This window comes from Streptomyces sp. NPDC059255 (genome assembly GCF_042752355.1).
GTDB lineage: Bacteria > Actinomycetota > Actinomycetes > Streptomycetales > Streptomycetaceae > Streptomyces.
In genome coordinates this window covers 640,548-657,522 of record NZ_JBHYZP010000001.1, presented here as the reverse complement: position 1 = coordinate 657,522, position 16,975 = coordinate 640,548, and the positions used below count along the sequence as shown (strand labels likewise).

The following is a 16,975-nucleotide window of genomic DNA, read 5'->3' as shown; positions in this document are numbered from 1 at the left end:
AGATCCACCGGCGGGCCATTCATCCGTGGCGAATCCGCCGGTGGGGGTGACTTCCCACGCAAGCGGTCGCGAGAACAGGGGACGGTGTGCGCTCGTCTGGTACCAGCAAGGAATGCCCAGGCGATCACACCCGCAGCCCGACCTTCCGGATCCAGGTCTCCCGAGTGACGGACGGCGCCGCCGGAAGCGGATCCGTACGGCCCCGCGCCGCACCGGCGGATCCGCGGCGCGGCGCCCCGGGGCACGGCGCCCGGCGGGCGCGCGGGCGGAGGAATCGCAGATGTCCCCCGCGCTGCGCAAGAGCGCCGCCTACGCGTGGCGGATCCTCCTCGTGGCGGCCCTCGTGTACGGCGCGCTCGTCGTGCTGGGACAGTTCCACGACCTCGCGGTCGCGGTCTTCCTCGGACTGGTCGGCGCCGCGATGCTGCGCCCGGTGGCGGACTTCCTGACGCCCGCGCTGCCGCGGCCGCTCGCCGTCGCGGTAGTGCTCCTCGGCAGCATTGCCCTGCTCCTCGGTGTGCTGTCCCTGGTCGGCGAGGCGGTGGCCGGGGAAATGGCCGGTCTGGAACGGCAGTTCGGCGCGGGCCTGTCCAGGATCGAGCGCTGGCTCGAAGGGCCGCCGTTCCGGCTGAACCGCGGGGCACTGACCGATGTCCGGGCCCGGACGGGGCAGTTCCTGTCCAGTCACCGCACCGCCGTGATCAGCACGGCACTCACCGGCGTGGGCCGGTTGATCGAAGTGCTGACCGTGCTCGCCCTGGCCGTCTTCTGCTCGGTCTTCTTCATCCACTCGGGCGAGCGTCAGTGGCGCTGGTTCTGCGACCAGCTGCCCGAAGCGGCGCGCGGTCGGACGGAGATCGCGGGGCGTGCGGCCTGGGGGACGTTCATCGGATACACCCACGGGATCGTCCTGGTCTCCTCGACCAACGCCGTACTCGTCGGACTGGCCCTGTTCGCCCTCGGGGTGCCGTTGGCGCTACCGCTGGCCGTGCTGGAGTTCTTCGCCACCTTCATTCCCCTGGTCGGTTCGCCGATCGCGCTCGCCATCGCGGCGGTGGTGGCTCTGGCGCTGAAGGGTCCGGTCGTGGCGGCCATCGTGATCGCGCTCATCGTGATCATCGGCCAGATCGAAGGACATCTGCTCCACCCCCTCGTGATGGGCTGGGCCGTCCGCCTGCATCCGGTGGTGGTCGCGCTCTCGGTCCTCGGTGGCGCGATCGCCGCCGGAGTGGTCGGAGCCGTGGTGGCGGTGCCACTCGTCTCCATCGTCTGGGCCGTCCACCAGGCCCTGCGGCGGGACAGGGAACGTGGTGGCGGTGCGACGACGCCGCGGGACCGGCGCGCGTGAAGTCCCGCGTGGGGCACGGGCGATGCCCCGTCATCACCAGTAGTGACGCCTGCCGCCCACCGCGTGCCCCAGGGCTCCCAGCGCCCACAGGATGGCGCCGATCGCGACCAGGATGATCCCGATGGTCCACAGAACGGAGAGGCTGGTGACGAATCCGACCACGAGCAGGATGATGCCGAGGACGATCACCGTGTCCTCCTCTCGCCGGTCATTTCCTTCATTCTCCGCCCGTCGCGCACTCCCCGCGATTCCTTCTCGCGGAGGTAAGTGTCCAGCTCGGCGGCCCCGGTCAGCATCGCCCGCCCGCGGGCGGACAGCCTGCCGTGCCAGTCGCCCAGCGCGGACTCCAGCGGCTCCAGCCCGCCGGCCGCCCGCACCTGGGCGATCAGCGGTGCGATCTGCTCCAGCAGATAGCCGCCCCGCCTGAGCTGGTGGGCCAGCCGGGCGTCCCGTACGTCGGCCTCGTCATAGACGCGGTATCCGGTCAGCGGGTCGCGGCGCGGGCGGACCAGCCCGGCGCGCTCCCATTTGCGCAGCGTCGCGGGCCGGATGCCGAGCTTCCCCGCGAGCGGCCCGATGAACATGCCGCCGGGCGACCGGCCGCCGGGCCCGGTCACCGCGTCCGGCCCGGACCGGCCGCCGGGCTCGCGCGGCGTGGTGGGCTCCAGGTCGCGGAGGGCGCTCTCGACCGCCCGGAGGGTCACCCGGTCGTCGAGGAGCTGGGCGTGGCTCTCGTCGATGAGGCGCAACGCCTCATCGGCCGCGCCCTCGTTCACGGCCCGCATGATCGCCGACGCCGTCCGGTGGCCGTGGGCGGGCACCAGGGCGAGAAACGCGCGCAGCGCCCGCGCGTGCAGCGGGGTGTAGGTGCGGTACCCGTGGGGCGTGCGATCCGCGGCCGGAAGGATGCCCGCCTCCTCGTAGTTCCTGACCGCCTGCGTGGACAGACCGTGCCCGCGCGCCAGGTCGACCGGCCTGAGCCGCTCCCCGCTTTGAAGGTTCTGTCCCATGGCATTGACGTTATCGCGGGAAAGTTTCCAGCGAAGGTTCAACGATACCGTTGACGGCATGGATGCTGACATCAAGGACATCACCCCTGCCATCACGACCTCTGCCATCACGACCTCTGGCGTCACACCCCCTGCCGTCGAGACCCGTGCCGTCGGGGCCGCCGCCGTCATGGACCTCCTTCCGGTCCGGCCGCGGCTGCTCGCTCTGGGCGAGCCCACCCATGGCGAGGACACTCTGCTCGATCTGCGCAACGAGCTCTTCCGGCAGCTTGCCGAGAACGAGGGCTACCGGACAATCGCGATCGAGAGCGACTGCGTGGCGGGCCTGGTCGTGGACGCGTACATCACCTCGGGCACGGGCACGCTCGACGAGGTCATGGAACGCGGATTCAGCCACGGCTGGGGCGCCTCCGCGGCCAACCGCGAACTGGTGCGCTGGATGCGCGCGTACAACGACGGCCGGCCCGCGTCCGAACAGCTCCGCTTCGCCGGTTTCGACGGCCCGCTGGAGATCACCCACGCCGCGAGCCCCCGCCACGCCCTCACCGCCCTCCACGGCTACCTCTCGGCCCGGGTGGACGCGGACCTGCTCCCCTGCACCGCGGACACACTCGACCGCCTGCTCGGCGGCGACGACCGGTGGACCGACCCCGCTGCGATGACGGACCCGTCCCGGTCCACGGGGCAGTCGGCGGAAGCCGGCCGACTGCGGCTGCTAGCCGACGATCTGGTGGCGCTGCTCGATGCCCAGACGCCGCATCTGATCACGGCGACCTCGCGGGACGACTGGGACCGGGCACGCCTGTACGGGCGCACTGCGACCGGCCTGCTGCGCTACCACTCCTGCATGGCCGACAGCTCACCGGCCCGCATGACACGGCTGTGCGCGCTGCGGGACGTGATGATGGCCGACAACCTCCTTGCCGTCGCCGCCCGGGGCCCGGCATTCGTCCACGCCCACAACTCCCATCTCCAGCGGGAGAAGAGCGGCATGCGGATGTGGCAGGGGCCGGTGGAGTGGTGGAGCGCCGGCGCGCTGGTGAGCGCCCGGCTCGGGGAGGAGTACGCCTTCGTGGCCACGGCCCTCGGCACGATCCGGCACCAGGGGGTGGACACCCCGCCGCCGGACACCCTCGAAGGACTCCTGTACGCGCTCCCCGAGGACCGCTGCCTCGTCGACGCACCGCGGCTGGCCGCCTCCCTCGGCGGTACACCGCCCACGCCCCGCGTGTCCCCCTGGTTCGGATACGCCTCCCTCGACCCGGCCCACCTGGCGAGCCTCGACGGCATCGTGTTCGTCAAGGACGTCCCGCGGAGCCGCTGAGGGCGGTGCGGGAGACCGTCAGGGCGCGCCCGTGGCGTGTTCGGCGGCGTCGAGCAACTGCCACAGCGTCGTACGGGCCCGCGCGACCCGCGAACGCACCGTACCCACGGGACAGCGGCACAGCGCCGCCGCCTCGGCGTACGGCACACCGAGCAGCTGCTCCGAACACAGACGTGCCTGGTCTTCTGCTGCCAACAACTGGCGGCCGGCCTCGGGGCCTTCGCCGGCGGCGTCGCGGGAGGAGCGGGATACCAACTGGCCGAGCGCGCCGCTCACCCCGGGCTCTTCTGGGTCGCGCCCGGCCGCAATAGCCTCAGTCCTGCGCGGTGGGACGCACGACGATGTCGCCCACGTCGACACCGTCCGGCTGCTCGACGGCGAAGGCGACAGTGCGGGCCACCGCCTCCGGAGGGATCGCGATCCTGTCCATCGTGTCGAGGATCTGGGCCTTGACCTCGGGGTCCGACATGGGTTCCGCGAAGTCCGTGCGGACGAAGCCCGGTGAGACGACGGTGACGCGCAGACCGCCGCCGGCCTCCTGCCGCAGCCCCTCCGAGATGGCGCGTACGGCGTTCTTCGTCCCGGCGTACACCGACATGAGCGGGCTGATCCTCAGACCCGCGGTGGACACGATGTTGACGAAATGCCCGAAGCCCTGTTGCCGGAAGACGGGCAGGGCCGCGGCGATCCCGTACAGCACGCCCTTCAGGTTGACGTCGATCATCTCCTCCCAGTCCTCGACGCGGAGGTCGTCGAGGGGGGAGATCAGGCCGACCCCCGCGTTGCCGACGAGGACGTCGAGCTTGCCGAACCGGTCGCGTGCCAGCGTCACGAGGCCGGAGAGGTCCTCGCGCCGCTTCACGTCCGTGCGGACCCAGGCGGCTTCACCGCCGGCCTTCTCGATCCGGGCTGCCAGCGCCTCAAGCCGCTCCGCGCGGCGCGCCCCGAGCACCACCTTCGCGCCACGCTCGGCGAGCAGCAGCGCGGTCGCCTCTCCGATGCCGCTGCCGGCACCCGTGATCGCCACAACCTTGCCTTCGATTCCCGACATGACCGAGAGTCCTTCCGGAGACGGAACGAGGGCAGACCTGTGTCATGCCCTACAGTAAAAGTGGGGGCGCCGCCACTTCACTCAGACTAAGTGGAGGCACCTCCACTTAGCAAATGGTGAAGAGGGGAGAGTCACTGATGGCCCGAGCCGTCGAGCGCCCACTGAGGGCCGACGCACAGCGCAACCGGGACAAGATCCTGGCCGCGGCCGTGCGGGTGTTCAGCGAGGAGGGACTGGACGCGCACTTCGAGCGCATCGCCAAGGAGGCCGGAGTCGGCAGCGGCACCCTCTACCGGAACTTCCCGACCCGGGAGGCCCTGATCGAGGCGGCCTACCGCAACGAGGTGGCCCGGCTGTGCGACGCCGTCCCCGACCTCCTGGCGGCCCTGCCGCCCGCCGAGGCCCTGCGCGCGTGGACGCGCCGCTTCATCGACTACGCCACCGCCAAATTCGGCATGGCCGACGCCCTGCGGGCCGTCGTCGCCTCGGGCTCCAACCCCTACTCCGACAGCCACGAGATGATCCAGGCCGCCCTCTCCTCACTCATGGAAGCCGGCACCGCGGCCGGTGAGATCCGGTCCGACATCCGCCCGACCGACATGTTCGCCGCGCTGGCCGGTATCGCCCTCACCTCCGCCCAACCGGAACAGCGTGAGCAGGCCGAACGCCTCCTCGACCTCACCCTGGACGGACTGCGACCGGCGGCCCGGCGGCCCGCCACGAGCTGACATCGCCCCCGGACGGATCACGGTGAGGGGACGCCTACCCGGGGAAGCCCGGCGTCCGCCAGGACCGGCCGTCGGGCAGGACGGCGAACGCCTCGTAGCCGTCGAGGGACTTCACCCAGTCGCGGGCCGCCTCTCCCATGGCGAAGGCCGCGGTGGCATACGCGTCGGTCAGGGTCAGTCCGGGGCCCGTGAGGGTGATGGAGGCCGGGCCGGTAGCGGGCGTTCCGGTGTGCGGGTCGACGATGTGGGCGCCGCGTTCGGCCGTGCCCGAGGTGGCGACGGCCAGGTCCCGGCCGGTGACGACCGCGCACAGCGCCCCCGGACGCAACGGGTGGGCGATCCCGGTACGCCACGGCGTGCCGGGGGCCGCCTCGCCCCTGAGCCGGAGGTCGCCGCCGCCGTTGACACAGGTGTTACGGGCACCCGCGTCGTACAGGACGCGCGAGGCGTGCTCGACCGACCACCCCTTGACCAGTCCGGACGGGTCGAGCGTGCCGCCCGGCCGATGGCTGAACCAGCCGCCGCTGACCCGCGCCGCGCCCTCGCAGAGGGCAAGGACGCCCTGCACCTCCGGCGAACAGTCGGCCGGCCGGGCTTCGCCGCGCGCCAGGCGGCTGACGGCACTGTCCGGGCGGTACGGGGAGTACTCGGCGTCGACGTGGTGCAGCCAGGCCACGGCGTCCCGCAGGGCCGCCCCGATCGCCGGGGTGCGGGGGTCGCGGATGTCGAAGGAGAAGACGGTGCCCATGACGTGCTCGACATGGCGCAGTCCGGGCGGGGCGTCAGACACCGGCCCGGTCCAGCGCGCTCTGCAGCGACAGGATGTAGCCCTGGCTGGTGTAGCTGGCGCCGGAGACCGCGTCGATGTGCGCGCTGTGCGCCACCAGCGCCTCCTGGGTCAGCCGGGGTACCGCGGTGGCGGCGAGTTGTCTGCTGCGTCCGTCCCCGGACGGTGTTCGGAGGACCTTGACGGCGGTCAGCTGTCCGTTCGCGACGGTCGCGGCGACCTGCACCGTGCCGAACCGGGTGGGGACGGCGTCGCCGGTGTAGGTGCCGGCCGCCGGATGCGCCCCGCCCGACGGGGGTGAGGACGCGCTCCGCGACGGGGGCGCGGCGGGCGCCGGGGGTGTGCCCGCCGCGAGTGCGCCGGGACGGTGCGGCTTCAGGGAGAGCAGCAGGACGACGACGGCGCTGGTCGACGCCGCGACCAGCACGGCTCGACGGACGGGTGCGGACATGCCGGGGCTCCTCAGAACGCGAACGACTCGTGGTGGATGTGACGGCGCGGCACCCCGGCCGCACGCAGCGCGCGGCGCGCCGCGTCGGTCATCCCGGGCGGACCGCACAGGTACACCTCGTGCGCGGCGAGGTCCGGCACCAGGCGGGCCAGGGCGCGGGCGGTGAGCGGCGCGGTCCGGGCCGGGGTCATCGGCTCAGGGGCCGGGGCCGGTTCGTCGACGACGTAGTGGACGACGGCGCCCCGGGCGGCGGCGATCGCGTCGAGTTCGCCGCGCAGCGCCAGATCCTCCGGGCGGCGGGCCCGGTAGACAAGGGTCACCTCGCCCCGCAGGGTCTCGAAGAGCGCCCGCAGCGGGGTGATGCCGACACCGCCCGCCAGCAGAAGTACCTTGGCCGACCGGCGCCGCTCGGCCGTGAAGGCGCCGTACGGGCCCTCCGCCCACACCCTGGTGCCCGGCCGCAGTGTGGCGAGGGCGGCGCTGTGCGCGCCCGCCGCCTTGACGGTGATCCGCAGCTCGCGCGGGTGAGGTGGCGCGGAGAGCGAGTACGGGTTGGCGGCCCACCACAGGCCCGGCGCCAGGAACCGCCAGCGGAAGAACTGCCCCGGGCGCGCGTTCAGTTCGTCCAGGTGCCTGCCGGCCAGATGGACGGAGACGACCCCCGGCGCCTCCTGCCACAGGGCGGCGACGCGCAGCCGGTGGTGCAGGGCACGCCGCACGGGGACCACGAAGCGGTACCAGCCGATCAGCGCGGCAACACCGAGGTACAGGGCGTACCAGGCCGCTTGGGCGGCTGGGTGGCCGACGAAGTCCGCGCCGTTGCTGAGCTGGTGGGAGAAGGCGAGGAAGAGGGCCAGGTAGGTCGCGAAGTGGAGATGGTGCCAGGTCTCGTACCGCATCCTGCGGCGCGCGGCCCGCGCCGAGAGGATTCCGGTGGCGATCAGCAGCAGGAAGGCGGCGGTCGCCTTGAGCATGTCCGGGTAGTGCAGGACGAGCGTGGACGTCTGGTCCACCACTCCGGTGCCCGAGGTCAGGGAGTATCCGCAGATGATCAGCAGCGTGTGGGCGAGCACGAGGGAGACGGTGCAGCGGCCGCCCATGGCGTGCCAGCGGGCGAGCCGGTCGCTGCCGACGGTGTGGTCCAGGACGGGAGCCCGGGACATCAGTGCCACCAGAACCGCGCAGGCGTATCCGGCCAGCAGTCCCGTGATGCGGCCCGCCCCGGTCAGCCACCCCGCCGCACCCACCACCGAGGTGGTGTCGCGCCACCACAGCACCAGCACTGCCGCGGCGCCCACCCAGATGGCGCACTGTGTCAGCAGCGGCGCGATCGAGCGCGGACGCCGTGGACGGGTCGCGCGGTCCGCCGGACGGTGGGTGGGAATCACCGTACTCATGAGGGCCCCCTCTCCTTCAACGTGAGGGCCAGCGTCACAGCGCGACCTATGAGAAGCCTCTGAGAACGCCGGTCGGCCGGTGCCTCCGGTACACATTCAGAGGAAACTCAGAGCCGGCCGTCGCCCCGCGCCGTCGCTCGCGCGCGATGCTGGAGCCACCATGAACACGCACAGCTCCCCGCCCCGCCTGTACGGCGACGACGGCGGCCCCGTCCGGGTACTCGTCGTCGACGACGAGCCCGACCTCACCGAGATCCTGTCCGGCGTGCTGTCGGACGAAGGCTGGCAGGTCCGCACCGCCGCGGACGGGGCGGGGGCCGTCGCAACCGCCCGTGCCTTCCGGCCGCACGCCGTCGTCCTGGACTGGATGCTGCCCGACATGGACGGTCTGCGGGTGCTGCGGGAGCTGCGGGCGGCGAGCGGGGAGCTGGGACACGTGTGTGTCCTCTTCCTCACCGCGCGGGACTCCGTGGAGGACCGCGTCACCGGGATCACGGCGGGCGGCGACGACTACGTGACCAAGCCCTTCAGCCTCGAAGAAGTGCTGGCCCGGCTGCGCGGGCTGCTGCGCAGGGCGGGCATGGCGCGCGAACCCGCCGCGGGCCGGCCGGACGGCGACGGCCTGCTGACCGTCGGCGACCTGGTCATGGACGAGGAGGCGCGCGAGGTGACCCGGGGCGGCGCGCTCGTGGAACTGTCCCGTACGGAGTTCGAACTGCTCAGGTTCCTGATGCGCAATCCGCGCCGTGTGATGTCCAAGGCGCAGATCCTCGACCGTGTCTGGTCGTACGACTTCGGTGGCCGCGCGCATGTCGTCGAGCTCTACATCAGTTATCTGCGCAAGAAGGTCGACGCCGGCCGGACCCCGATGATCCACACCGTGCGCGGGGTGGGCTACGTCCTCAAGCCGGCGCCCTGATGCGCGCGGGAGCCCGTGCCCGGGCGGTCGGCCTGGCGCGGCGGCTGCGCCCCCGCACCCTGCGCGGTCAGCTCACCGGTGGGCTCGTCGTCCTGCTGGCCCTCGCCTGCCTGGCCGTGGGCGTCACGACCGTCCTGGCCCTCGAAGGGTTTCTCGTACGCCGACTGGACCAGCAGCTCACCGCGTCCGGGGGACGCTTCGCGGCAAGCCTGGAGCACGAGGCCACACCGGACTCCGACAACCGGCCCGACACCCGGGGCCAGTCGGAGGGCACGTTCGGCGCGCGCCTGCTGCACGGCACGACCACCCGGGCGGCCGTCGTACGGGACCGGACGGACGCCCCGGTGCCCCTCACCGCCGAGGACCGGCGGACCCTGGCCGCTGTGCCCGTCGACGGAGACGGGCACAGCCGACGGCTGTCCGCTCTCGACGCCTACCGGCTCACCGCCGTACGAGGTGACGACCGGGACGTCCTGATCACCGGATTGCCCCTCCGGCCGGTGGAGGAGACCGTGCGCCGGCTGGAGGGCGTGGAGGCGGTGGTCTTCGGCGCCGCCCTGGCCGCCACCGGTGTCGTGGGTGCCCTGTGGGTACGGCTCTCCCTGCGGCCGCTGCGGCGGGTCACGGCCACCGCGGCGAGCGTGGCCGAACGGCCCCTGGCCGACGGTGACATCGCCATGCCGGAGCCGGTCCCGGTCGCCGACCCCCGGACCGAGGTAGGTCAAGTGGCCACCGCCGTCAACCGCATGCTGGGCCATGTCGGCGGCGCCCTGGAACGGCGCCGGGCCAGTGAGGAGCGGCTGCGCCACTTCGCCGCGGACGCCAGCCATGAACTGCGTACCCCTGTGGCCAACATCCGCGGTCACGTGGAGCTGGCGCTACGGCACCGGGGCCCCGTACCGCCCGAGGTGCGGCGCGCGCTGGACCGGATCCACGCCGAGTCCCGGAGGATGAGCCGCCTCGTCGACGATCTGCTGCTGCTCGCCCGGCTCGACGCGGGGCGCGCCCTCGACCGGAGCCCGGTGGATCTGACCCGGCTCGTGCTCGACGCGACGGAGGACGCGCGCGCCGCGGGCCCCGGGCACCGGTGGCTGCTCGACCTGCCCGAGCAGGCGGTGACGGTCACGGGAGACGAACACCGGCTGCACCAGGCCGTCGGCAACCTCCTGGCCAACGCCCGCACCCACACCCCGCCCGGCACCGAGGTCACCGTACGGCTCCGGTCCGGTACCGAACCCGACGCCGACCACCCCCGGGTCAGGCTCACGGTCACCGACAACGGCCCCGGCATTCCCCCGGAACTCCGGCCAGAGGTGTTCGGCCGCTTCGTCCGCGCGGACCACAGCCGCTCGCGCACGGCGGGCAGTACCGGCCTGGGACTCGCCATCGTCCAGGCGGTGGTGACCGCACACGGCGGCACGGTCACCGTCACGAGCCGCCCCGGGCACACGGTCTTCACGGTGGAACTCCCCACGCCGCCGGAACCCTAGAGCCTGTCGTCCGGATCCCCGGCATCCGGCGGCTCCGTGCACCACCGCCCGGCCCCGCCCGGGACACCGCCGACCGGAGTGTGGTCCGGCCGCCTCGCAGCAGCAGCCGCCGGATCCCCCTCGGGCCGGTCTGTCCGGCCGCGTCGATGCGCCCGTGGCGGACCCTCACCACCTGCCTGTCGACGGCCACTTCGTAGAACCTGTGAGCACCCTCGCCTTCCAGGGACAGCTCCAGATACGTCGTGGCGGATCCCGTTGACATGGCAGTCCCCTCCCCAGGACGGACCCGCCGCCTGTCCGGCCGGTCCCACTGCTCAGACCGTATGTGCCACCACTGACAACGGCCTCGCGAGCAGGCGCCGCGCGCCCCGCGTCCCCTGTCGGACCGCTCGGGAGCCCGCAGAGTGTCGTGTGGTGCGGCGGACCGGGCTGGGGAAAACTGACCGCCAGGGGGACGACCGCCCGGCGAAAGGGACCGCACCATGACCATGGACGCTCCATCAGCTCCCGTTCGGGTCCTGGTGTTCGGTGCCGCACTGCGCGCCGGGTCCACCAACGCGCGGCTCGCCGCGCTCGCCTCGGAGCTGATCAGCGGGACCGGCGCCGAGGTCGACCTGGCCAGGATGCGGGAATTCGACATGCCGCTGTACGACGGGGATGTGGAGGATGCCGAGGGGCTGCCCGCCGGTGCCCTGGCTCTGTGCGAAAGGATCAAGCGCTGCGACGCGTTCGTGATCTCGTCGCCCGAGTACAACGCCTCCGTCCCGGGAGTGCTGAAGAACGCCATCGACTGGGTCTCCCGGGTACGGCCCCAGCCGTTCAAGACCAAGCACGCGCTGCTGGTCTCGTCGTCCCCGTCGATGATCGGCGGCAACCGCGGCCTGTGGGCGCTGCGGGTCCCGCTGGAGCACCTGGGGACACGGGTCTATCCGGACATGTTCAGCCTGCCCCGCGCGTACGAGGCCTTCACCGAGGACGGCCGGCTCGCCCATCCCGGCTCCCACGAGCGGCTCACCGACACCGTCTGCGGGTTCATGCGGCTGGTACGCGCCGACGTGGAGTTCGTGTGCCTGCGGCGCCGCTGGTACGAGTTCCCCGGCGACCGTACCGACGCTCCGGTCACCCACCGGAGCGAGGATTGACCTGTTACGGGCGGCGGCCCCACGCGGAGACCATCGGGGCGGTGGCCAGGTCGAGGCGTCCGGTGGCGACGTGCGCGAGGTGGCGGTCGATCTCCTCGTCGGTGGCGAGTCCTTCCGCCACCAGACGGCCGCGGATCTGCCGCACGGTCGCGGCCTCCAGGACGGCACACGCCGGTGAGGTGATCGGGAAGTAGGCGTCGGCCCGGACGTCGTCCAGACCGGCCTCGCGCAGCAGCCTGGGCAGGGTGCGCCCGTACGTGAGGTCCGCGCCCCGTGCCGCCATCAGGGTGCGGAACCCGGACCGCAACCGGTTGGCGAGCCGCTGTTCGGGACCCGACTCGTCCGGGCACAGCAGCGGCTGCAGCCCCGGGTCGGCGTCCTCCAGGAGCAGCCGGCCGCCGGGCCGGAGCGCCTGGACCATCCGGCGCAGCGCCTCGGCGCGGTCGGTGACATGGACCAGGACCAGTCGGGCGTGGACGAGGTCGAAGCCGCCGGGCGGCGGCGGGTCGGCCGCCACGTCGTGGCGCAGCACCTCGATCACCCCACCGGCGATGTCCCGGGTCCAGGACACGTCGATGTCGGTGGCGATCACCTTTCCCCCGGGGCCGACCCGCTCGGCCAGCCCGAGGGGTACGGACGGACCACCGGCTCCGACCTCCCAGCAGCGCATGCCGGCCGCGATCCCCAGCTGGTCGACGTGCCGGAACGTCACCGGATCGAACAGCTCGCCGAGGGCCTCGAACCGGGTCCCCGCCTCCGACTGCCGGTTGTCCAGCAGGTAACCCTGGTCCGTGTCGTGCTCAGCCATGTGGCGATTCTGTCAGGCGGCCGCCGGTGGCCAGTGCCGCGGCCGGCGGAGTGACATCGGTCCGGCCGTCGTCAGGAAGCGTCGCGGGGATCGCCGGCCCGCAGGAGCTTGCCGAGGTCGAAGGTGACGCGGACGCCGGTGATGCGACCGTCTTCGACGTGCAGCCAGCTGGCCACGGGGAAAGGGTCCGTCCCGCCTCGGGGGTACAGGTCGAACCACGTCATGACATCCGCGCCGTCGACCCACCGCTTGTGGAAGACGAGTGTGTCGGTGAGGGCGAAGATCCGGCCCAGGGATTCCTGGTACCGCTCGGCGCCGTCGATCAGGCCCAGGGGCCCGTGGACACGGACGTCGGGTGCGAGTACGTCGGCCAGGGCGGCCGGCCGGTCGGCCTCCCAGGCGCCGAAATAGGCGTCGGCGGCCGCTGTCGGATCGCTGCTGTCCGGGGTGGCGTTCATGGAGTGCCCGTCTGTGATCTGAAGGAGTCCGCAGGAGAGGGGACGGTCGGTGGGATCCGGTGGAAGGAGCGGCCTGTTCAGGCCGCGACGTGTCCGGCACGCAGCGGCGCCAGCGCCTCGCTCCACGCGATGACCTGGTCGAGCATGGTGGCGAACACGGGGAGGTTGTAGTCACCCGGCTCGAAGGTGCGGTAGTTCTCGAATTCGGTGGCGAAGGGCAGGACGACCTGTGCGCGCACGTCGGCCATCATCAGCTCACCGGCCATCGTCCGCAGGTGTTCCACGGCGCGGACCCCGCCGTGGGCGCCGTACGAGATGAAGCCGACGGCCTTGTTGTTCCACTCGGCGAAGAGGTGGTCGATCGCGTTCTTCAGCACCCCGCTGGTGCTGTGGTTGTACTCGGGGGTCACGACGACGAAGCCGTCGAACGAGGCGATCTTCTCGGCCCAGCGCCGGGTGTGTTCGTGCTGGTACTGCCCGAACGACGGCGGCGTCGCCTCGTCGAGGTGCGGCAGCGGGAAGTCCCGCAGGTCCACCAGTTCGAACTCGGCGTCCTCACGCTTCGAGGCCAGCTCCAGCGCCCAGTGCGCCACGGGCTCGCCGTTCCGGTTCGGACGGGTGCTGCCCAGGATGATGCCGATACGCGTCATGGTCATTCCTCCATCAGCGGTTCAGTGGTTCAGTAGTTCGCGGTGTAGATAGTACATGCACCGTACCATCTCGGCGCTGTACGATAGGCGCCATGTCCGCCCCTCTGCCCACGGACCCCGAACGCGGCTCCGCCGCGGCGGCGGAGGCCGATGCCCTGGCCCTGGTCCACCTCTCCCATCTGGTCCGGGACACCTTCACGCGCGTCGCCGAGCGCCATGACCTGACGCCGGTACAGGCACGCATGCTCTGCGTCCTGGCCGAGAGGCCGCACGGCATGGCGGAACTCGCCCGCCTCTTCGGCGTGGGAAAGGCGAACCTGACCGGACTCGTCGACCGGGCGGCCCAACGCCGGCTCGTCGAGCGATCACTCGTCCCCGGCGACCGCCGCGCCGTCCACGTCACCCTCACCGAGGACGGACGCCGCTCGGCCCTCGCCTTCCACGAGAGCGTGACGGAGGAACTCGGCGGGCTCCTGGCCCCCTTGGCGCCACAGGCGCGGGCCGACCTCCGCAGGAGCGCCGTCGCCATCGCCGAGGCGGCCGGTACGCCCGGCGCCCCGCCCGGCCATCAAGCCTGCTGACCTTCTTCTCAGGCCTCATTCACGGGTGTTCGACGGATGTCCGGTGGGTGCGGGACCACCGGTTCACGGCGTGCCGGCGGAGAGGTTCGGCGCGGCGCTGACGATCGCGTGGACGGTCTCGGTGACGAGCCGCCGGTCCAGGGGCGCGCCGTCGAAGGCGCGGTGCATGGGCCAGCCCTCGATCAGGGCGTCGAGCGCGCGGGAGACCCCCGGCGTGAAGTAGAGGGCGAGACTGTCCCGGCTGCGTTCGAGCCAGGTGCGGGCCGTGACAGACACCGCTTCGTTGTGGTTGGCGTAGGCGTACATCTCGAAGATGAGCGTCATGTCGCGCTCCGTGGCGTAGGCCGGCCCGCAGATCAACTCGACCACGGCCGCCTCGGCTTCGGCGGCCGATCCGGCGGCGCGCATGGTGTGCCGGTAGAGCGCGGACATGGTGTCGGCGAGACGCGCGAACGCCTGCGCGAGCAGGTCGTCGATGCCGTCGAAGTAGTACGTCAACGAGCCGAGCGGAACCTCCGCCCGCGCCGCGATCCTGCGATGGGTGGTCCGGTGCACCCCGCTCTCGGCGATGACGTCGAGGGCGGCATCCAGGATGCGCTCCTTGCGTCCGGGGTCGTTGGGGATCTCGCGTCGTGTGCCGGTCACGCGTCCAATGTGCCATGAGGCACCCGCCCGGAAGTGTGTACAGACGTACACGTTAGTGCGTACGATGGTACACACTCTGCTCGCATGTGTTGGGGAGCCCACCGTCCATGACCGCCGAACTCGCTCTGCGCCGTACCGCCGTCTTCGCCTTGTTCTTCGTTCCCGGCCTGACCATCTCCTCCTGGGTGTCGCGCACCCCCGACGTGCGCGACCTGGTCGGCGCCTCCACGGCGCAGATGGGCCTCATCCTGTTCGGGCTCGCGGCCGGGTCGATGATCGGCATCCTGTGCTCGGGCCCGCTGGTGGCCCGCTGGGGTGCCCGGCCCGTGATCGTGGTCGGGACGACGGCGGTGGCGGCCGGCGCCGGGGTCATCGGCATCGGGGCCGGCACGGGCTCGGGGCTCGTCGTCGCCCTGGGCCTGGGGCTCTTCGGCCTCGGGATGGGCGGCGGCGAAGTGGCCCTCAACGTCGAGGGCGCGGAGGTGGAACGGCTGCTCGGCCGCTCCACGATGCCGGCCATGCACGGCTTCTTCAGCCTCGGTACGGTCATCGGCGCCCTCGGCGGGATGGGCCTGACCGCGGTCGAGTTCCCGGTCCTCGTCCATCTCGCGGCGGTCGCGGCCGTGGTCCTGACCGTGCTGGTTCTCGTGATCCGCAGTGTTCCCCCGGGGGTGGGCAGACGGGCCGGCGCCGCGGACCGGGCACCGGACGCGGAACGCGCGCCGGTGTGGCGGGACACGAAGCTGCTGCTCATCGGATGCGTCATCCTCGCCATGGCCATGGCCGAGGGGACGGCGAACGACTGGCTCCCGCTGGTCATGGTGGACGGCCACGGCTTCGACCCTGCCCTCGGGTCGGCCGTGTACGCCGCGTTCGCCGCCGCGATGACGGTCGGGCGCTTCGTCGGCGGGCGCGCGGTCGACCGCTTCGGACGAGCCGCCGCGCTCTGCGCGAGCGCGCTCATCGGGGCGGCGGGACTGGCCCTCGTGATCTTCGTCGACCATCAGGCCGTCGCGGCCGCCGCGGCCGTCCTCTGGGGCCTGGGAGCATCGCTCGGGTTCCCCGTCGCGCTCTCCGCGGCAGGCGACTCCGGCGACGACTCCGCCGCCCGCGTCGCGCTCGCCGCCACCGTCGGCTACGTCGCGTTCCTCGTGGGGCCGCCCTCCCTCGGTTACCTCGGCGAACACTTCGGACTGCGCCAGGCCCTGCTCCCCGTTCTCGTCCTGGTGCTGGCCGCCACCTTCGCGACGCCCGCCGCTCGCTCCCGGGCGCCACGGGTCATGGAGCGGCACGGCGGGTGACAGCGCCCCGTCCCACCGCCCGACGGGACGGCGGCACCGCCCCGGTCACCCCTGCGCCCCCGCGCTGCCGGATCCGTGGCGCAGCACCCGGGACAGGCCGAGGGCCGCGGTGCGGACCGCCGGCGCCAGTTGCGCGGGGCGGAAGCGGGAGCGGGGCACCGATACCGAGAGCGCGGCCACGGTGGTGTCCCCCGCGAAGACGGGGGCGGCGATGCAGCTCACCCCCAGTGTGGACTCCTGTTCCTCGTAGGCCAGCCCGGACACCTGGATCTTCTCCAGTGCCGTACGCAGCCGTACGGGATCGGTGATCGAGTAGGGGGTGATGCTCGGCAGGGGGCGGGACAGCACCTGCTCCGTCAACTCGTCGCCGGAGAAGGCGAGGAGCGCCTTGCCCACACCGGTGCAGCTCAGGGGCAGGCTTCCGCCGACGTGCGAGGGCAGTCGGGGCGCGTTGTGGCCGTGGATGCGTTCGAGGTAGACCACTTCCAGTGCTTCACGGACCCCGAGGTTGACGGTCTCGTGTGTGGCTTCGAACAGATCCTGCAGGAACGGGAGCGCCACATGCCGCAGGTCCCGCCTGCGGGGCACCAGCGCTCCGAACTCGAACATCTTCACGCCCAGGTAGTAGTGGGCCCCCGACCGCTCCAGCCACCCGAGCCGCACCAGGTCGGCCGCCAGCCGGTGCACGGTCGCCTTCGGCAGCCCCGTCAGCTCCGACAGTTCCGTGAGGCGGAAAGGTCCTCCGGTCGGGGGGAAGCAGTTGAGGATCAATGCGCACTTGTCGAGCATGTTGCCGCCCTCGCCGTTCCGTGTCACGGAACAAACATTGGCTCACCACGGACGATGCGTCTATACCGGAGGCCACATCGAGCGCACCGACGGCCT

19 protein-coding genes and 1 pseudogene are annotated in these 16,975 nt (G+C 72.2%); 8 read left to right on the top strand and 12 right to left on the bottom strand.

Annotated features, from left to right (window positions below; genetic code table 11):
• Window positions 1-280 precede the first annotated feature (280 nt).
• Window positions 281-1,348 carry an AI-2E family transporter gene (locus ACFXKG_RS02880; protein WP_384831196.1) on the top strand — a complete coding sequence of 356 codons (1,068 nt, stop codon included), beginning with the start codon at window positions 281-283 and terminating at the stop codon, window positions 1,346-1,348.
• Between the two features lie 33 nt (window positions 1,349-1,381).
• On the opposite strand, the gene ACFXKG_RS02875 is transcribed toward ACFXKG_RS02880, so the two are convergent.
• The gene (locus ACFXKG_RS02875; RefSeq protein ID WP_382889914.1) at window positions 1,382-1,537 is read right to left on the bottom strand and encodes a DUF6131 family protein; all 156 of its coding nucleotides are present in this window, start codon (window positions 1,535-1,537) and stop codon (window positions 1,382-1,384) included.
• On the bottom strand, window positions 1,534-2,358 hold the full coding sequence (locus tag ACFXKG_RS02870; RefSeq protein ID WP_384831192.1) for a TioE family transcriptional regulator: 825 nt from the start codon (window positions 2,356-2,358) through the stop codon (window positions 1,534-1,536). The genes ACFXKG_RS02875 and ACFXKG_RS02870 overlap by 4 nt, the downstream gene beginning before the upstream one ends.
• Before the next feature lie 169 nt (window positions 2,359-2,527).
• On the opposite strand from ACFXKG_RS02870, the gene ACFXKG_RS02865 reads away from it, so the two are divergent.
• Window positions 2,528-3,682 (top strand): erythromycin esterase family protein, encoded by a 1,155-nt coding sequence (locus tag ACFXKG_RS02865; RefSeq protein ID WP_384831782.1) that lies wholly within the window; start codon window positions 2,528-2,530, stop codon window positions 3,680-3,682.
• An 18-nt stretch (window positions 3,683-3,700) separates the two neighbouring features.
• On the opposite strand, the pseudogene ACFXKG_RS02860 reads toward ACFXKG_RS02865, so the two are convergent.
• Window positions 3,701-3,841, bottom strand: a pseudogene (locus ACFXKG_RS02860) (sigma factor-like helix-turn-helix DNA-binding protein); the annotation flags it as partial.
• A gap of 154 nt (window positions 3,842-3,995) precedes the next feature.
• Window positions 3,996-4,733, bottom strand: coding sequence for an SDR family oxidoreductase (locus tag ACFXKG_RS02855; protein WP_384831189.1), 738 nt, complete (start codon window positions 4,731-4,733; stop codon window positions 3,996-3,998).
• Window positions 4,734-4,870: 137 nt separating this feature from the next.
• Here ACFXKG_RS02855 and ACFXKG_RS02850 point away from each other — a divergent pair, with 137 nt between their 5' ends.
• Window positions 4,871-5,461, top strand: coding sequence for a TetR/AcrR family transcriptional regulator (locus ACFXKG_RS02850; protein WP_384831186.1), 591 nt, complete (start codon window positions 4,871-4,873; stop codon window positions 5,459-5,461).
• A gap of 34 nt (window positions 5,462-5,495) precedes the next feature.
• On the opposite strand, the gene ACFXKG_RS02845 is transcribed toward ACFXKG_RS02850, so the two are convergent.
• Genes ACFXKG_RS02845 through ACFXKG_RS02835 form a run of 3 tightly spaced genes read right to left on the bottom strand, consistent with a single transcriptional unit; the run spans window position 5,496 to window position 8,096 of the window.
• Window positions 5,496-6,209: an FAD:protein FMN transferase gene (locus tag ACFXKG_RS02845; RefSeq protein WP_384831779.1), complete on the bottom strand. Its 714-nt coding sequence runs from the start codon at window positions 6,207-6,209 to the stop codon at window positions 5,496-5,498.
• Window positions 6,210-6,243: 34 nt separating this feature from the next.
• Window positions 6,244-6,699: an FMN-binding protein gene (locus tag ACFXKG_RS02840; protein WP_384831183.1), complete on the bottom strand. Its 456-nt coding sequence runs from the start codon at window positions 6,697-6,699 to the stop codon at window positions 6,244-6,246.
• Between the two features lie 11 nt (window positions 6,700-6,710).
• Window positions 6,711-8,096 (bottom strand): ferric reductase-like transmembrane domain-containing protein, encoded by a 1,386-nt coding sequence (locus tag ACFXKG_RS02835; RefSeq protein WP_384831180.1) that lies wholly within the window; start codon window positions 8,094-8,096, stop codon window positions 6,711-6,713.
• 160 nt (window positions 8,097-8,256) lie between these two features.
• On the opposite strand from ACFXKG_RS02835, the gene ACFXKG_RS02830 reads away from it, so the two are divergent.
• The 3 genes from ACFXKG_RS02830 (at window position 8,257) to ACFXKG_RS02820 (ending at window position 11,647) form a co-directional block, all read left to right on the top strand.
• On the top strand, window positions 8,257-9,015 hold the full coding sequence (locus ACFXKG_RS02830) for a response regulator transcription factor (protein ID WP_384831176.1): 759 nt from the start codon (window positions 8,257-8,259) through the stop codon (window positions 9,013-9,015).
• Window positions 9,015-10,505 carry a sensor histidine kinase gene (locus tag ACFXKG_RS02825; protein WP_384831173.1) on the top strand — a complete coding sequence of 497 codons (1,491 nt, stop codon included), beginning with the start codon at window positions 9,015-9,017 and terminating at the stop codon, window positions 10,503-10,505. The genes ACFXKG_RS02830 and ACFXKG_RS02825 overlap by 1 nt, the downstream gene beginning before the upstream one ends.
• A 482-nt stretch (window positions 10,506-10,987) precedes the next feature.
• Window positions 10,988-11,647, top strand: a complete 660-nt coding sequence (locus ACFXKG_RS02820) for an NADPH-dependent FMN reductase (protein WP_384831170.1) — start codon at window positions 10,988-10,990, stop codon at window positions 11,645-11,647.
• 4 nt (window positions 11,648-11,651) lie between these two features.
• On the opposite strand, the gene ACFXKG_RS02815 is transcribed toward ACFXKG_RS02820, so the two are convergent.
• From ACFXKG_RS02815 to ACFXKG_RS02805, 3 genes are all read right to left on the bottom strand, one after another.
• Complete coding sequence (locus ACFXKG_RS02815; protein ID WP_384831167.1) at window positions 11,652-12,455, bottom strand: methyltransferase domain-containing protein; 804 nt, start codon at window positions 12,453-12,455, stop codon at window positions 11,652-11,654.
• 71 nt (window positions 12,456-12,526) lie between these two features.
• Window positions 12,527-12,913 carry a nuclear transport factor 2 family protein gene (locus ACFXKG_RS02810; protein WP_384831165.1) on the bottom strand — a complete coding sequence of 129 codons (387 nt, stop codon included), beginning with the start codon at window positions 12,911-12,913 and terminating at the stop codon, window positions 12,527-12,529.
• Window positions 12,914-12,990: 77 nt separating this feature from the next.
• The gene (locus ACFXKG_RS02805) at window positions 12,991-13,563 is read right to left on the bottom strand and encodes an NADPH-dependent FMN reductase (protein ID WP_384831162.1); all 573 of its coding nucleotides are present in this window, start codon (window positions 13,561-13,563) and stop codon (window positions 12,991-12,993) included.
• Between the two features lie 92 nt (window positions 13,564-13,655).
• Here ACFXKG_RS02805 and ACFXKG_RS02800 point away from each other — a divergent pair, with 92 nt between their 5' ends.
• Window positions 13,656-14,144 carry a MarR family winged helix-turn-helix transcriptional regulator gene (locus tag ACFXKG_RS02800; RefSeq protein WP_384831158.1) on the top strand — a complete coding sequence of 163 codons (489 nt, stop codon included), beginning with the start codon at window positions 13,656-13,658 and terminating at the stop codon, window positions 14,142-14,144.
• A 63-nt stretch (window positions 14,145-14,207) separates the two neighbouring features.
• On the opposite strand, the gene ACFXKG_RS02795 is transcribed toward ACFXKG_RS02800, so the two are convergent.
• On the bottom strand, window positions 14,208-14,789 hold the full coding sequence (locus ACFXKG_RS02795) for a TetR/AcrR family transcriptional regulator (RefSeq protein ID WP_384831155.1): 582 nt from the start codon (window positions 14,787-14,789) through the stop codon (window positions 14,208-14,210).
• A 107-nt stretch (window positions 14,790-14,896) separates the two neighbouring features.
• Between ACFXKG_RS02795 and ACFXKG_RS02790 the strand changes: the two genes are divergently transcribed.
• A complete protein-coding gene (locus ACFXKG_RS02790; RefSeq protein WP_384831152.1) occupies window positions 14,897-16,090 on the top strand; it encodes an MFS transporter in 1,194 nt (397 codons plus the stop codon).
• A 45-nt stretch (window positions 16,091-16,135) separates the two neighbouring features.
• On the opposite strand, the gene ACFXKG_RS02785 is transcribed toward ACFXKG_RS02790, so the two are convergent.
• The gene (locus ACFXKG_RS02785; RefSeq protein WP_384831776.1) at window positions 16,136-16,879 is read right to left on the bottom strand and encodes an IclR family transcriptional regulator; all 744 of its coding nucleotides are present in this window, start codon (window positions 16,877-16,879) and stop codon (window positions 16,136-16,138) included.
• Window positions 16,880-16,975 lie beyond the last annotated feature (96 nt).

Coding starts and splice junctions, on each gene's coding strand:
- ACFXKG_RS02830 (WP_384831176.1), top strand. CDS start 8,257: ATGAACACGCACAGCTCCCCGCCCCGCCTGTACGGCGACGACGGCGGC.
- ACFXKG_RS02805 (WP_384831162.1), bottom strand. CDS start 13,563: ATGACGCGTATCGGCATCATCCTGGGCAGCACCCGTCCGAACCGGAAC.
- ACFXKG_RS02815 (WP_384831167.1), bottom strand. CDS start 12,455: ATGGCTGAGCACGACACGGACCAGGGTTACCTGCTGGACAACCGGCAG.
- ACFXKG_RS02825 (WP_384831173.1), top strand. CDS start 9,015: ATGCGCGCGGGAGCCCGTGCCCGGGCGGTCGGCCTGGCGCGGCGGCTG.
- ACFXKG_RS02840 (WP_384831183.1), bottom strand. CDS start 6,699: ATGTCCGCACCCGTCCGTCGAGCCGTGCTGGTCGCGGCGTCGACCAGC.
- ACFXKG_RS02865 (WP_384831782.1), top strand. CDS start 2,528: ATGGACCTCCTTCCGGTCCGGCCGCGGCTGCTCGCTCTGGGCGAGCCC.
- ACFXKG_RS02800 (WP_384831158.1), top strand. CDS start 13,656: ATGTCCGCCCCTCTGCCCACGGACCCCGAACGCGGCTCCGCCGCGGCG.
- ACFXKG_RS02790 (WP_384831152.1), top strand. CDS start 14,897: ATGACCGCCGAACTCGCTCTGCGCCGTACCGCCGTCTTCGCCTTGTTC.
- ACFXKG_RS02880 (WP_384831196.1), top strand. CDS start 281: ATGTCCCCCGCGCTGCGCAAGAGCGCCGCCTACGCGTGGCGGATCCTC.
- ACFXKG_RS02850 (WP_384831186.1), top strand. CDS start 4,871: ATGGCCCGAGCCGTCGAGCGCCCACTGAGGGCCGACGCACAGCGCAAC.
- ACFXKG_RS02810 (WP_384831165.1), bottom strand. CDS start 12,913: ATGAACGCCACCCCGGACAGCAGCGATCCGACAGCGGCCGCCGACGCC.
- ACFXKG_RS02855 (WP_384831189.1), bottom strand. CDS start 4,733: ATGTCGGGAATCGAAGGCAAGGTTGTGGCGATCACGGGTGCCGGCAGC.
- ACFXKG_RS02820 (WP_384831170.1), top strand. CDS start 10,988: ATGACCATGGACGCTCCATCAGCTCCCGTTCGGGTCCTGGTGTTCGGT.
- ACFXKG_RS02870 (WP_384831192.1), bottom strand. CDS start 2,358: ATGGGACAGAACCTTCAAAGCGGGGAGCGGCTCAGGCCGGTCGACCTG.
- ACFXKG_RS02845 (WP_384831779.1), bottom strand. CDS start 6,209: ATGGGCACCGTCTTCTCCTTCGACATCCGCGACCCCCGCACCCCGGCG.
- ACFXKG_RS02835 (WP_384831180.1), bottom strand. CDS start 8,096: ATGAGTACGGTGATTCCCACCCACCGTCCGGCGGACCGCGCGACCCGT.
- ACFXKG_RS02785 (WP_384831776.1), bottom strand. CDS start 16,879: ATGCTCGACAAGTGCGCATTGATCCTCAACTGCTTCCCCCCGACCGGA.